Below are 14,317 nucleotides of genomic sequence, written 5' to 3'. Positions count from 1 at the left end.
GAGCCAGGCACGTCTTCGACGGCTCCGAGCGGGTCGTTCCGGTCGATCGGTCTCGGAACAGGATCCGCCTCGGTTCGAGCCAATCGAGTGGTATCGTATGAGCGGCGGCGATGGGGAGCTCGCGCGCAACCTCGGCTTCCTCGAGGCGATGACGATGGGGGGCGGGACGATGATCGGGGCGGGGATCTTCATCCTGCCGGGGATCGCCGCGGAGGGCGCCGGGCCGGCGAGCTCGCTTTCCTTCGCGATCGCCGGGCTCGTCGCGCTGTTCGCGGCGGTCTCGCTCGCCGAGCTCGCGACGGGGATGCCGATCGCCGGCGGGAGCTACCACTACGTCAACCGCGCGCTGGGCAGTTTCTTCGGCTCGATCGTCGGCTGGGGGATGTGGACGGGCCTGATGTTCGCGAGCGCCTTCTACATGATCGGCTTCGGCCAGTACCTCGTCGAGCCGGTGCCGTTCATCGACGGGCGGTTCCTCGTGATCCTGTTCGGCCTCCTCGGACTGTCGTTCCTGATCGGGGTCAACTACTACGGCACCGAGGAGTCGAGCAGCTTCCAGAACATCATGATCGGCGCCGAGACGGTGGTGATCCTCATCTACCTCGCGGTCGGCGTCTTCTTCGTCGAGCCCGCGAACCTCGATCCATTCGCGCCGACCGGCGTGAGCGGGATCATCGCGACGACGGGGCTCGTCTTCGTCACGTTCCTCGGCTTCGAGATCATCGCCACCGTCGCCGAGGAGGTCAAGAACCCCGGTCGGAACATCCCGCTGACGATGATCCTCTCGGTGGTCTCGGTGACGATCCTCTACATGGTCGTGATGGTGATCAGCACCGGGGTCGTTCCGTTCGACGAGCTGGGCGACTCGCTCGTGCCGGTCTCTGACGTCGCGGAGATCTCGATGGGGCTCGCCGGCGTGGTCGCGATCGTCGCCTCCGCGGTGATCGCGGCGATCTCGAGCTCGAACTCCTCGATCCTCGCGGCCGCACGCGTCGTCTTCGCGATGGGGCGCGACGACCTGATGAGCGACTGGCTCAACGAGACCCACAGCAAGTTCTACACGCCCCACCGGGCGGTGATGGCGACCGGCGGGATCACCGCGCTGCTGGTTCTCGCCGGTCTCTGGGTCGAGGGGATCATCGAGATCCTCGCCGAGGTCGCGAGCTTCAGCTTCCTCGTCGCCTACGCGCTCGTTCACGTCTCGCTCGTCGTGATCCGGCGTGCGGATCCCGACGGCTACGAGCCCGACTTCGAGGTCCCCGGCGCGCTGTATCCGGCAGTGCCGGTACTAGGTGTGATCCTGTCGGTCGTCGTCATCACGCAGATGGAGCCGGTCGTGATCGCCATCGGGCTGGGGATCGTCGCGCTCGGCGCCCTCTGGTACCTGCTGTACGTCCGCAAGCAGGACGTCGACGAGAGCCTCATGGGCGACGCGATCGCCGAGCAGCCGGGCGGTCCCGGCGAGCCGACCGACGGCTACCGGGTCGTCGTCCCGGTCGCGAACCCGGGGACACAGGAGGGGCTGTTGGAGCTCGCCGCCGCGAGCGCCAACACCCACTCCGAGGAGGACGAAACCCCGGAAATCGTCGCGATCAACGTGCTGCAGGTCCCCGACCAGACCTCGCTCGACCAGAAGCTCCAGTTCGAGGAGGAGCGCGTCGAGACACAACGCGAGCTCCTCGAGAGCGCCCGGGAGGCCGCCGAGGGGATGGACGTCAGCCTCAGGACGCGCGCGATCGTGGGCCGTGACGTCGGCCGAACGATCCTCGACGTGACCGAGGAGGAGGGGGCCGATCAGGTCCTCATCGGGTCTCATGGGCCCCAGACCCGGCGCCAGGAGGTCTTCGGCTCGAACCTCGATCCCGTCCTCAAGCACGCGCCCTGTGACGTCTCGATCGTGGAGCTCAAGAACGACGTCATCGGCACGCCGGTGGCGCTCGCGGGCCCCGGCCCGCACGCGCCCGTGGCCGCCCGGCGGGCCGCCGAGTTCGCGATGATCGACGGACGCGTTCCGACGCTGTTGAACGTCCAACAGCCAGAAGCGGAGGGCGACGACGAGCCCGACCCCGTCGACCGGGGTGAGGCGATGATCGAGGGAATCGCCGAGGAGGCGGGACTCGAGCCCGAGGAGTACGAGACGGAGGTGCTCGTCGCCGACGACACCGCCGACGCGATCCTCGAGGCGATCGACGACTACGACACGGTCTGTGCCGGCGTCTCGGAGAAGAAGGCCGTCTCGCGCATCATGTTCGGATCGATCGCGAAACAGGTCGGCGAGCAAGCCAGCGCGAACGTCGCGATGATCCGCGGTCCCTACGAGACCCATCGGGGCGTCCGGGAGGCGGTCGCCGAGCGACTCGCGGACTGACCGACGGGCGCCACGGGGCTCCGCTTCGGCCGGTCCGGCAGCTACAAGCGAAAGAACGAGGGGCCTCAGGGAAGGAGATTTCATAGAGTGATCGATGAACGTCGGATTCTGTAGGGCCGATCGATGAGCCTCGGCGGTATCGCCCTCGCGACCGACTTCGCCGCCGTCATCGTCACGGCAGCGGTCCTCGCGATCCTCGCCCGAAAGACCAAACAGCCGACCATCGTCGCGTACATCCTCACCGGGATCGTCATCGGCCCGGTGATGCTCGACCTCGTCGGCGAGGACGAGCTCATCGAGATCATGGCCGAGCTGGGCCTCGGCTTCCTCCTCTTCCTGCTCGGCATCGAGATGAGCTTCGAGAACATCCGCGACATCCTCAAGCCGACCGCCGCGATCGCGGCCGGACAGGCGGTCCTGCAGGCGGTCCTCTCCTTTTCCGTCGCCCTGCTGATCGGGTTCGACCCGTTCCAGTCGGGGATGATCGCGCTCGCGACCACCTTCGGGGCGACGCCGATCATCGTCAAGATCCTCGGCGACAAGGACGAGCTCAAGACCTTATACGGTCGGGTCGACGTCGGCATCCTGATCGTCCAGGACATCTACCTCGTGATCGCGCTCGCGGTGCTCGGCGTCGGTACGGTCGACGACGTCACCGAGGTCGCCCTGAGCATGGGGCGCGTGCTCGGGCTGATGGCGCTGGTCGGGCTGGCAGCGTACCTCTCCTATCGATATCTGCTGCCGACGCTGCTCCGCGCGAGCGCCCAGAACGAGAGCACCCTCTTCACCGTCGGAATCGCGTGGGCGTTCGTCTTCATCTTCGCGGCCGAGACCCTCGAGCTCTCGGTCGAGGTCGGCGCCTTCCTCGCCGGCCTCGCGCTCGCCCAGCTCCCCTACAGCACGGAGCTCAAGGAACGGATGAGTCTCGTCACCGACTTCTTCATCGTGGTCTTCTTCGCCTCGATCGGCCTGCAGATGACCGCCGATCAGCTGCTCGCCTACTGGCAGGAGGCGCTGATCGCCGCCGCGCTGTTGATCATCGGGAACTTCTTCATCGTCTTCGGGCTCTTCCTGAGCCAGAACTTCGACGTCGAGACCTCCTTCATCGGGACGATCAACATGCTGCAGGTCAGCGAGTTCTCGCTCGTTCTCGGGGCCATCGCCGTTACCCAGGGATTCATCGAGGAGGACCTGCTCGGCTTCTTCAGCCTGATGGCGCTAGTAACGATGCCGCTTTCGACATACGTGATCATCAACAACCACGAGATCTACAGGCGTGCCGAACCGTACCTGGAACGCTTCAAGTCGGACGACCGCATCGAGACGGAGCTCGGCGTCCACGAGGACCACGCGGTGATCATCGGCTACGACCGGCTCGTGGTCGAGTCGCTCGACCCCATCCGTGAGCAGTTCGACGACATCGTCCTCGTCGATCGGTCACCCGAGAACGTCTCCGAGCTTCGGGATAGCGGCTTCGACTACAACTACGGCGACTTCCGCCACGGCGAGATCCGCCAGGAGGCGGACCTCGAGAACGCGTCGTTCGTCATGAGCATGGCGACTCAGACGGAGATCAACCGCCAGCTCCTCGAGCAAGCCCCCGAGGACGCGACGACGTTCGTCGCGGCCGGCCACCCCGAGGACGCGGCGACGCTCTACGACGAGGGTGCCGACTACGTGATCATCCGGCAGGTGCTCGCCGGCGAGGTGCTGGCCGAGCACGTGACCGACTACCTGACCGACCGGGAGGCGTTCGACGCGACGGTCGATCGCACCCGCGAGGGGCTCGAGGGGGGTGAGTCCGATGGTCGTTGAGGTGATCGGCTCGCTGACCGCGATCTTCGTGCTGGCCGCCGTGTTGTTGCTGGCCGCGGGCCGCTACGGGCTGCCGGTGATCCCCTTCTATCTCGTCGCCGGGATCGTCGCCGGCTTCGTGATCGCCGAGGAGCAGCTGCTCGATCTGGCCCAGTGGGGGATCGCCTTCCTCGTGTTCCTCTTCGGCGTCGAGTTCGACACGGCCGACATCAGGGAGCTCGGGGCCGACAGCACGGTCATCGCCATCGTCCAGCTGCTGGTCACCGGCGGGGCGTTCTACCTCGTCGGCCTAGGGTTGGGCCTCGACGGGCTGAACGCGCTGTATCTCGCGATCGCGGCGGCGCTCAGCTCCTCGCTCGTCAGCCTGGGCGAGGCGAACGGGCGACCGGACGTCACCTTCGAGCGCCTGCGCGAGTCGATCCACTTCGTCGAGGACTTGCTCGCGATCGTCGTCGTCCTCTGTCTCAGCGCGTTCGTCTACTCGGCCCAGCCCGCCCTCGAGCAGCTCGCGGTCGGGATCGGTCTGGTGCTCGTGGGGCTGTTCGTCCGGCGCTACCTCTTCGATCGGATCGCGTCGCTCGCCGACGACATCGAGATCATGATGCTGGTGGGGGTGTCGTTCATCATCGGCTTCATCGCCCTCTCGGAACTCGCCGGCATCTCGATCGTCGTCGGGGCCTTCGCCGCCGGGCTCGCCGTCTCCCCCGAGTACCCCTACAACATCAAGATGCTCGACGCGATCGAGGACCTCCACGACTTCTTCGCGCCGATCTTCTTCCTCACGCTGGGAGCGTTGATCGCGATCCCGACCCTCGAGACCGCGCTGTACACGCTCGTGCTCGTGGTCGCCGTGCTGGTCGTGAACCCGGCGATCGCCGTGCTCGTCCTGCTCCGACGGGGCTACGATCCCCGGACGTCGACGCTGGCCGCCCTCGGGCTCGATCAGGTCAGCGAGTTCTCGCTGATCGTCGCCATCGGCGCGCTCGGGGCCGGCACGATCGAGGGCGCGCTGTTCGAGGCGATCGTGCTGGCCGGCGTCGTGACGATGATCGTCTCGGCGTACTCGAGCCGGTACGGCGAGGAGATCCACCGCGCACTCGCCGAGCGGGGACTGTTCGGGCCGGTCCAACGGGTCGACGAACGAAGCCGCGTTACGGACGACCTCTCCGATCACGTGATCGTCGTCGGCTACGGGACCGAGGGCAAGGAGGTCGCGCGGGCCTGCGAGGAGGCCGGCCGGGAGTTCGTCGTCATCGAGAACGACCCCGTGCTGGTCGAGGGGTTGGTCGACGACGTCGAGAACTACGTCGTCGGCGACGTGATGGGCGATCGGGTCTGGGAGGCCGCGCGGGCCGACCGGGCCGAGCTGATCGTCTCGACGGTCATCCAGGAGGAACGCTCGGCACGTGCCCTTGAGCTTGACACCGAGGCCGACGTCATCACGCGCGCGACGGACGAAAAGAGCGCGCGCGAGCTGTTCGAGCGCGGCGCGCTGTACGTCGCAGTGCCGGACGTGCTCGCGGCCGGCCGGCTCGCCGCGCGGATCGAGGCCGTCCTCGAGGCCGACGAGGACCGCCGCGAGGAGCTCCGCGAGCGGAGCCGCGAGAAGATCGAGTCCGCCCAGCGCCCCAGCTAGGGTCGCCGCCGGCGCGCGGCACAAAGCCCATTACCCGCTCGGTGGATCCTTCGGGAGATGGAGGGTCTCGTCGTGCTCGCGCTGCTCGTCGCCCTGCCGATCCACATCGTCGCGTGGATCGCCATCGAGATCGACGCGCGGCGGGTCGGGTTGAACCCCCACGGATGGGCCTACGGTGTCCTCATCCCGATCGTCGGCCTCGTCGTCATCCCCGCCTACCTCTACGAGCGAAAGCACGCCACCGAGGAGTGAGCACCTGTCGCTGGTAGCCCGGATTGTGTCGAATCCACTGGCGAAACCTATTCCCCGCCGCCGGGCCGAGTACGGGTATGACCACCTTCGACGCCGACGGGATCACGCTCGAGCGGGTCCGCGAGAACGTCTGGGAGATCACCCGGGACGACGGGATGCGCGTGCCGGCCCGCGTGCTCGCCAGCGAGGCGCTCTTGGAGGAGATCAGCGACGACAAGACGATCCAGCAGCTCAAGAACACCGCCCACCTGCCCGGGATCCAGAAACAGGCGCTGTGCATGCCCGACGGCCACCAGGGCTACGGCTTTCCCGTGGGCGGCGTCGCCGCGCTCGACGCCGAGGAGGGCTGTATCTCGCCCGGCGGCGTCGGCTACGACATCAACTGCGGCGTGCGGATGATGACGACGAACCTCACCTACGACGACGTCGACGGCCGCGAGGAGGAGCTCGTCGACGCGCTGTTCGCGAACATCCCCTCGGGGCTTGGCGGCGGCGGCGTCGTCGAGAGCGGGATCGACACCGTCGAGGCCATTCTGGATCGGGGCATGGAGTGGGCGCTCGAGGAGGGCTATGCCGTGCCCGCGGATCTCGATCACTGCGAGGACGAGGGCGTTCGCACCGACAGCGATCCGAGCGCGGTGAGCCAGAAGGCCAAGGACCGCGGGAAGAACCAGATCGGCTCGCTGGGCTCAGGCAACCACTTCCTCGAGGTCCAGCGCGTCACTGACGTCTTCCGCGGGGACGTCGCCGACGCCTACGGCCTCGCCGAGGAGCAGATCGTCGTCCTGATTCACACCGGCTCCCGTGGCCTGGGCCACCAGGTCTGTACGGACTACCTCCGAAGGATCGAACAGGAACACGGCGACATGCTCGCGGAGCTGCCCGACAAGGAGCTCGCGGCCGCGCCCGCGGGCTCGGAGCTGGCCGAGGAGTACTACGGCGCGATGTGTGCGGCGATCAACTTCGCGTGGGTCAACCGCCAGCTGATCATGCACCGGACGATGGAAGTGTTCGAGCGGGTCTTCGACAGGAGCCACGAGGAGATGGAGATGGAGCTGCTCTACGACGTCGCCCACAACATCGCGAAGAAAGAAGAACACACCGTCGAGGGCGAGGACCGCGAGCTCTACGTCCACCGCAAGGGCGCGACGCGGGCGTTTCCGGCGGGCCACCCCGAGGTGCCCGCGGCGTATCGTGACGTGGGCCAGCCCGTCATCATCCCCGGGAGCATGGGCGCGGGCAGTTTCGTCCTTAGGGGCGGGGAGCACTCGATGGCAGAGACGTTCGGCTCGACGGCCCACGGCGCGGGACGGGTGATGAGCCGGACGCAGGCGAAAAACGAGTTCTGGGGCGGCGACGTACAGGACGGCCTGCGCGATCAGGACCGCATTTACGTGAAGGCCCAGAGCGGCGCGACGGTCGCCGAGGAGGCCCCCGGCGTCTACAAGGACGTCGACGAGGTCGTTCGGGTCAGCGACGAGCTGGGGATCGGCGACAAGGTCGCGCGCACGTTCCCGGTCTGTAACATCAAGGGTTAGGAGATCCGGTACGGGTTGTCGTCCTCATCATCGCCGTCGTCGCCCTCCTCGGGATAGCGCTTGCGGGCGCTGAGCGTGACCGAGGCCTCGGGCGCCTCGTCGTTCTCCCAGGGGCTCTCGTAGACCGACAGCTCCGCGTCGGTGACGTCCCAGCCGGCGGACTCGAGCAGTTCGACGAGCTCGCGCTGATCGGCGAGGATCTCATCGTCCATGACGGGGGGATTCGCGCCAGCGACGTTACCTTTCCGCCTGCTACCGCCCGCCCGGACCGCCGGGCCCGCTCGGTCCGCGCGGCCCCTGCGGCCCGCGGGGGCCGATCCCGGCTCCGATCTCGACGTACTCCTCGGGCGGGCGGGGGTCGACCTCCTCGCCGCCCTCGAACCGGACGTAGCTCAGGTAGAACGGCTCGCCACAGCCGACCGCTTCATCCTCGGTGTCCTCCCCTGCCGGTGGCCGGAAGGACAGCGCCGAGGCCTCCTCGCGCCCGCAGACGAACCGCACGCCGTCGCTCTCCTCGTACTCCTCGTCGGGGCCGGCGTACTCCCAGCCCTCGAGGGGATAGGGCGTCACCGACTTGTCGGCGAGGTAGGCGTCGCGTTCGAGCTCGGCGAGCGCTCCACAGCGGGGGCAGTAGTAGGTGACGGCGACCATATCCTCCGTAGAGGTCGTCGCGGTTTAGGTCTGCTGTGCGGGAGCTGTAGCGGCCGAACGGTGCGTCGGCCGGCGCGAACGGGGTCGCCAATTCGCGACCCCGTTCGCGGGGCGGGGAAGGGCTGGCGTCCTAAGCGAGGGGTTCGGATCCGAACCCCTCGCAATGCGGCCTGGTGGTCCTCAGAAATCTTCGATTTCTGGGATCTCGCGGGAACGCAGTTCCCGCGGACCTCGCGGCGACGTCGTCGCCGCTCAGCCCGAAAAGACTGCGCAGCAGTCTTTTCTTGGACATGAAAAGGGCGAAGCGCGAGCGCCAGCGAGCGCTGAGGGCTTTCGTGGACATGAAACGGGCGAGGCGAAACTGCCAAGGTTTCGCTGGAGAATCTCCGATTCTCCCGATGCCAAAAACGCCGACGGCGTTCGTCGGAAGGTCTTTGCCCCGAGACCGAGAGGATCGGATATGATCGACGAGACGGTCGCGGAGATCGAGGGGATGCAGACCCACAGCTCCTCGGTCGTCGCCGTCAAGGCCGCACGCGCGCTCACGGAGCTGCTCGAACGCGAGTACGCGACGGTCGAGGAGTTCGTCAGGGACCTCGAACGCAACAGCTCGGTGCTCCGACGGGCGAACCCCTCGCATGCCTCGCTGTTCAACGTCCAGCACTCGATAACCCGCGAGGTCGACGAGGACGAGCCCGAGGACGTCGCGTCGGCGAAGGCGGCGCTGGCCGACGCGATCGATCGGGCGGTCGAGCGCGTCGAGGACGGCAAGGATCGGGCCGCCTCCCACACCGCCGAGACCCTCGAGGACGGGATGACGGTCCTGACCCACGACTACTCCTCGACGGTCAACGCGGCGATCGAACGGGCGGTCGAGGAGGGGAACGAACTGTCGGTCTACGTCACCGAGGCCCGCCCCCGGCTCGCGGGGCGAAAGACAGCCCGCCATCTCGCCGGGATCGACGGCGTCGAGCCGACGTTGATCGTCGACAGCGCGGCGGGCAACTACCTCGAGGAGTGTGACTGCGTGCTGATGGGGATGGACTGTCTGGTCGGGGACACGCTGTACAACCGCGTGGGGACCTACCCGATCGCGGCGACCGCCGCGGACCTCGACGTCCCGATGCGGGTCACGGGCTCGGGGGCGAAGCTGATCGACAGCGGGTTCGTCTTCGAGAACGACTACCGGCCGGCCAGCGAGGTGCTGCTCGAGCCCGCCGAGGGGTTCGCCGTCGAGAACCCGCTGTACGACGCGACCCCCATCAGGCTGCTCGACGCGATCATCACTGACGACGGCGCGATGGCGTTCTAAAGACAGTTATACCGGCCACCTGTTAGGTCCCGGTATGGACTTCACCCCGATCTCGCGCCACGGGCTCATCGGCGACGGAAGTACGTGTGCGCTGGTCGCGGAGGACGGGACGATCGACTGGTGGTGCGTCCCGAACCTCGACTCGCCGAGCGTCTTCGGCCGGCTGCTCGACCCCGGGATGGGCGGGTTCTCGATCGAGCCGGTCTCGCCCGCGACGAGCAGCCAGCGCTACGAGCCGGACACGAACGTCCTCCACACCGAGTTCGAGACCGAAAGCGGCGCGATCACCGTCACGGACTTCATTCCGAAGGCCGAGGACGGGCCCTCGCGCGTTCAGTCGATCTACCGGCGGGTGACCTGCGAGGAGGGGCCGGTCACCGTCCAGACCGTCTTCGAACCCCGGTTCGACTACGCTCGCGCGGACACCGTCCTCGAGGAGAACGGAGAAGCGATCATCGCCGACGGCGAGACCGAGCGCCTCCAGTTCGCGAGCGAGTCGCCGCTCCGCGTCGACGACGACCGCGCGATCGGCCACGAGACCCTCGAGGCGGGCGACGTCCGGTGGTCGGTGGCCCAGCACGACGGGGAGACGGCGCCCGACCCGAGCGAGGGCGAGGCGGTCCTCGAGACGACGGTCGACTACTGGACCGACTGGGTCGGGCGCGAGAACGGGATGCTCGCGGACGTCATCGAGGACCGATGGGTGGACGCGGTCGTCCGGTCGGGGCTCGTGCTCAAGCTGCTGATGCAGGAGGAAACGGGCGCGATCTGTGCGGCCCCGACGACCTCGCTGCCCGAAACCCTCGGGGGCGTTCGCAACTGGGACTACCGCTACAACTGGATCCGGGACTCGAAGCTCACCGTTCAGGCGCTCTACGCCCTGGGGAAGAGGGACGAAGCCCACGCCTACTTCGAATGGTTCCTCGACCTCTGTGAGTCCGGCCCCGAGGAGCTCCAGCCGATCTACGGCCTGCGCGGCGAGCTGGACCTCGAGGAGGAGCTGCTCGAGGAACACACGGGCTATCGCTACTCGAAGCCGGTCCGGATCGGTAACGCGGCCGCCGACCAGCACCAGGGCGACATCTACGGCTCGATCGTCCAGGGGATCTACGAGACGCTTCACTACGACGAGGACCTCGACGAGGAGGGTTGGCGGCTGGTCGAGGCGGTCGTCGATTACACCTGCGAGATCTGGGACGAGCCCGGCGAGGGGATCTGGGAGTTCCGCGACGAGCCGCGCCACCACGTCCACTCGAAGCTGATGTGCTGGATCGCGCTCGAGCGCGGGATCGAGATCGCCGAGCTCGACGACCGCGAGGCACCCCTCGAGCGCTGGCGCGAGGTCCGCGAGGAGATCCGCGAGGCGATCCTCGAGCGGGGCTACAGCGAGGAAGCGGGGGCGTTCGTCCAGCACTTCGACACCGACGAACACCTCGACGCCTCGACGCTGCTGATCCCCATCAGCGGCTTCCTGCCCGCCGACGACGAGCGCGTCCAGAACACGATCGACGCGATCCTCGCCGACCTGACCAGCGAGGAGGGGTTCGTCTACCGCTACAAGCGAGACGACGGCCTGCCGGGCGAGGAGGGGGCGTTCGTCCTCTGTTCGTTCTGGCTGGTCGACGCGCTCGCGCTCTCAGGGCGGATCGAGGAGGCCGAGGAGATCTTCGAGACCCTGCTCGATCACGCGAACCCGCTGGGGCTGTTCGCCGAGGAGATCGAGCCCGGGACGGGCACCTTCCTCGGGAACTTCCCGCAGGCGTTCTCGCACATCGGGCTGATCAACAGCGCGATCTACCTCAGCGTCGCGAAGGAGGAGGAGATCGAAGCCGAGGGCGGCGAGTTCAGTACGTACTTCGGCTGAGCGCCTCGCCCGAGTCGTCCCGCGGCCGGTAGCCGATCGTCCGCATCGCGTGGGTCAGGGAGAGATACCGGTCGTCGTTCGCGGAGACGGCGTTCACCGCGACGGAGCCCTCAACGTTGCCCGTCGTCGCGGACTCGATCGCATCCCGACAGTCCCGCGGGCTGAGCCACATCGCGCGGGCGTATCGAGCGTGTTCCTCGCCGTCCTCTTGGGTCTCCTCCAGGTCCTCCTGCTCGAGCAGCCAGCCGATCCGCAGGTTGACGACCTCGAGCCCGTGGCGATCGGCGTAGTAGTCGCCGAGTGCCTCGCCGGCGACCTTGCTGACGCCGTAGTACGAATCGGGCCGGGTCGGGTCGTCGGCGTCGACCACGTCGGGCGCCTCGACCATCGACTCGGGCTCGGCGGGGTCGGCGGCGTTGTACATGTGGCTGACGTGGTTCGAGGAGGCGAAGACCACGCGATCGAGGCCGTTCTCGACGGCGGCCTCGTAGACGTTGTACGCGCCGTCGACGTTGACCTCGCGGACGCCCTCCCAGTCGGCGTCGGGGTCGGGGTTCGCCGCGAGGTGGACGACGGCGTCATGACCCGAGAGGACCTTCGAGACCCGCTCGGCGTCGGTGACGTCGGCGATCTCGCTGTCCATCTCCTCGGTCTCACTGTGGGTGATCGGCGTCACGTCGTGGTCGGAGAGCGCCTCGACGGCCTGGTGGCCCACGTTGCCGTTCGCGCCGGTGATGGCGACCTTCATACCGGACGTTCAGACGGCGAACGGATAGTATCACGGCCGGGAACTGCCGGGCACAAGAGCTTCCCGAGAGCCGTCCTCACGAGCGGTATGGATCAGTCTCACGAGGAGGCGATCGTCAACGGCGTCCGGCTGCACTACGTCGAGGCGGGCGAGGGACCCCTCGTCGTCCTCCTGCACGGGTTTCCCGAACACTGGTACAGCTGGCGCGAACAGCTCCCCGCGCTCGTCGAGGCGGGCTACCGGGTCGTCGCCCCTGACATGCGCGGCTACAACCGCTCGGAGAAACCGCCCGGCGTGAGCGCCTACCGGATCGGCCAGCTCGTCGAGGACGTCCGCGCGCTGATCGAGGGCTGCGGGGCCGAGCACGCCCACCTCGTCGGCCACGACTGGGGCGGGATGGTCGCCTGGGAGGTCGCCGTCCGCCACCCCGAAAGCGTCGAGCGGCTGGTCGTCATGAACGCCCCCCACCCGAGCGCGTATCGCCGCGAGCTTCAGGACCCCGACTCCGACCAGCGGCGCCGCTCGTCGTACGTGCTGTTCTTCCAGCTCCCGTGGCTGCCCGAGCTCCTCTTCCGGGCGGGCGGACGACGCCTGCTGCGGCGGCTGTTCCGCGAGGGCGCGGAGAACCCCGAGGCGTTCGACGACGAGGCGATCCGCCGGTACGAACGGGCCTGCTCGCGCCCGGGCGCGATGACCGCCATGTTGAACTACTATCGCGCGGCGTTTCGGGGGACGGTCCGGTCGGCGATCCCCGGCTGTAGCGCGCCGACGGCGACCGCGAGCGACGGGCTGATCGATCGGCCGACGCTGCTGCTCTGGGGGATGGAGGACGAAGCGCTCTCCCCGCGGCTCACCGAGGGGCTCGAGGAGTGGGTGTCCGAGGTCGAAGTCGAACGGATCGACGACGCGAGCCACTGGGTCCAGATGGACGCCCCCGATCGTGTCAACGACGCCCTGATCGGGTTTCTCAGTCGAGACTGACGCGCTGGCCGTTCTCGTCGCTTTCCTGAATCGCCGCGAGCACGCGCTGGGTCGCGAGCCCGTCCTCGAAGCTCGGCTCGAACTCGTCGTCCTCCTCGACCGCCGAGAGGAACTCGTAGTTCTCGTGGACGAACGTGTGCTCCCAGCCGATGACGTGGCCCGGCGGCCACCAGTGATCGATGTAGGGATCGTCGCCGTCCGTCACGAGGATCGTTTCGAACCCGCGCGAGCCCTCCCGCTTGTACCCGAGCTCGTTGAGCCGTTCGAGCGAGAACGTCAGGCTCCCCTTCGAGCCCTCGATCTCGATGGTGTGGTCGTTCTTCCGGCCGTTGGCGTTCCGGGAAGCCTCGAAGCTGCCCACCGCGCCGCCCTCGAACTCCGCGGTCGCGAGGTAGGCGTCGTCGACGGTCACTTCGCGGGTCTCGCCGTCGCCCGTGGGGCGCTCGTCGGTGAACGTCCGCAGTTGGCCCGTGATCTCGCTGATCTCGCCCGCTTGCTCGCCTACGAGGAAGCGCGCGAGGTCGATCGTGTGCGCGCCGAGATCGCCCAGCGCGCCGCTTCCCGCGAGCTCCTCGTCGTTGCGCCAGCTCCACTCGGCCTCGGGATCGACCAGCCAGTCCTGGAGGTAACGTCCCCGGACGTGGTAGATCTCGCCGAGCTCGCCGTCCTCGATCAGCCCCTTCGCGTAGCGGATCGCGGGCACGAACCGATAGTTGAAGGCACAGCCCGCTGGGACGCCCGCCTCGCGGTAGGCATCGGTCATCTCCTCGGCCTCCTCTACGGTGGGCGCCAGCGGCTTCTCGCAGAAGACCGGCACGCCCGCCTCCAGCGCTTCGATCGAGTACTCGGGGTGGACGAAGTTCGGCCCGAGGTTGTAGAAGGCGTCGACCGATTCGATGGCCTCGCTCGGGTCGGTCGTGGTCCGCGCGAAGCCGAGCCTGTCGGCGGCCTCCGATAGGGCCTCCTCGTCGCGGCCCACGAGGACCTCCCGGTTGATCTCGGGAGCGTCCGGGAAGAACATCGGGAGCCGTGCCATCGCGTTCGAGTGGGCCTTGCCCATGAACCGGTAGCCGAGTACGCCTACGTCGAGTGCCATGCGCGATCGTTCACCACAGATGTAGTTAGGGGTTTCCGTCTCGTCGGCGGGGTCGT

12 protein-coding genes are annotated in these 14,317 nt (G+C 67.8%); 8 read left to right on the top strand and 4 right to left on the bottom strand.

Annotated features, from left to right (window positions below):
* Positions 1-97 precede the first annotated feature (97 nt).
* The 5 genes from WOA58_RS02690 (at position 98) to WOA58_RS02670 (ending at position 7,609) form a co-directional block, all read left to right on the top strand.
* Positions 98-2,368 (top strand): amino acid permease, encoded by a 2,271-nt coding sequence (locus WOA58_RS02690; RefSeq protein ID WP_340602618.1) that lies wholly within the window; start codon positions 98-100, stop codon positions 2,366-2,368.
* Positions 2,369-2,491: 123 nt separating this feature from the next.
* On the top strand, positions 2,492-4,183 hold the full coding sequence (locus WOA58_RS02685) for a cation:proton antiporter (protein ID WP_340602617.1): 1,692 nt from the start codon (positions 2,492-2,494) through the stop codon (positions 4,181-4,183).
* Positions 4,173-5,819 carry a cation:proton antiporter domain-containing protein gene (locus WOA58_RS02680; protein WP_340602616.1) on the top strand — a complete coding sequence of 549 codons (1,647 nt, stop codon included), beginning with the start codon at positions 4,173-4,175 and terminating at the stop codon, positions 5,817-5,819. The genes WOA58_RS02685 and WOA58_RS02680 overlap by 11 nt, the downstream gene beginning before the upstream one ends.
* Positions 5,820-5,876: 57 nt before the next feature.
* Positions 5,877-6,071 (top strand): hypothetical protein, encoded by a 195-nt coding sequence (locus tag WOA58_RS02675; RefSeq protein ID WP_340602615.1) that lies wholly within the window; start codon positions 5,877-5,879, stop codon positions 6,069-6,071.
* A gap of 77 nt (positions 6,072-6,148) precedes the next feature.
* Positions 6,149-7,609: an RtcB family protein gene (locus WOA58_RS02670; RefSeq protein ID WP_340602614.1), complete on the top strand. Its 1,461-nt coding sequence runs from the start codon at positions 6,149-6,151 to the stop codon at positions 7,607-7,609.
* On the opposite strand, the gene WOA58_RS02665 is transcribed toward WOA58_RS02670, so the two are convergent.
* Positions 7,606-7,821, bottom strand: coding sequence for a hypothetical protein (locus tag WOA58_RS02665; protein ID WP_340602613.1), 216 nt, complete (start codon positions 7,819-7,821; stop codon positions 7,606-7,608). The two genes, WOA58_RS02670 and WOA58_RS02665, sit on opposite strands and share 4 nt — an antisense overlap.
* A 40-nt stretch (positions 7,822-7,861) precedes the next feature.
* Complete coding sequence (locus WOA58_RS02660) at positions 7,862-8,260, bottom strand: hypothetical protein (protein WP_340602612.1); 399 nt, start codon at positions 8,258-8,260, stop codon at positions 7,862-7,864.
* Positions 8,261-8,720: 460 nt separating this feature from the next.
* On the opposite strand from WOA58_RS02660, the gene WOA58_RS02655 reads away from it, so the two are divergent.
* Both WOA58_RS02655 and WOA58_RS02650 read left to right on the top strand, forming a co-directional pair.
* A complete protein-coding gene (locus WOA58_RS02655) occupies positions 8,721-9,572 on the top strand; it encodes a translation initiation factor eIF-2B (protein ID WP_340602611.1) in 852 nt (283 codons plus the stop codon).
* Positions 9,573-9,606: 34 nt separating this feature from the next.
* Complete coding sequence (locus WOA58_RS02650) at positions 9,607-11,436, top strand: glycoside hydrolase family 15 protein (protein ID WP_340602610.1); 1,830 nt, start codon at positions 9,607-9,609, stop codon at positions 11,434-11,436.
* Here WOA58_RS02650 and WOA58_RS02645 read toward each other — a convergent pair.
* Positions 11,417-12,184 carry an NAD-dependent epimerase/dehydratase family protein gene (locus WOA58_RS02645; protein WP_340602609.1) on the bottom strand — a complete coding sequence of 256 codons (768 nt, stop codon included), beginning with the start codon at positions 12,182-12,184 and terminating at the stop codon, positions 11,417-11,419. The genes WOA58_RS02650 and WOA58_RS02645 overlap by 20 nt on opposite strands.
* An 87-nt stretch (positions 12,185-12,271) precedes the next feature.
* Between WOA58_RS02645 and WOA58_RS02640 the strand changes: the two genes are divergently transcribed.
* Complete coding sequence (locus tag WOA58_RS02640) at positions 12,272-13,165, top strand: alpha/beta fold hydrolase (RefSeq protein WP_340602608.1); 894 nt, start codon at positions 12,272-12,274, stop codon at positions 13,163-13,165.
* On the opposite strand, the gene WOA58_RS02635 is transcribed toward WOA58_RS02640, so the two are convergent.
* Positions 13,152-14,261, bottom strand: a complete 1,110-nt coding sequence (locus WOA58_RS02635; protein ID WP_340602607.1) for a Gfo/Idh/MocA family protein — start codon at positions 14,259-14,261, stop codon at positions 13,152-13,154. The genes WOA58_RS02640 and WOA58_RS02635 overlap by 14 nt on opposite strands.
* Positions 14,262-14,317 lie beyond the last annotated feature (56 nt).

Source organism: Halalkalicoccus tibetensis, assembly GCF_037996645.1.
Lineage (GTDB): Archaea > Halobacteriota > Halobacteria > Halobacteriales > Halalkalicoccaceae > Halalkalicoccus > Halalkalicoccus tibetensis.
Note: the sequence above shows the minus strand (reverse complement) of the source record. Positions and strands in the feature narration are given on the sequence as shown.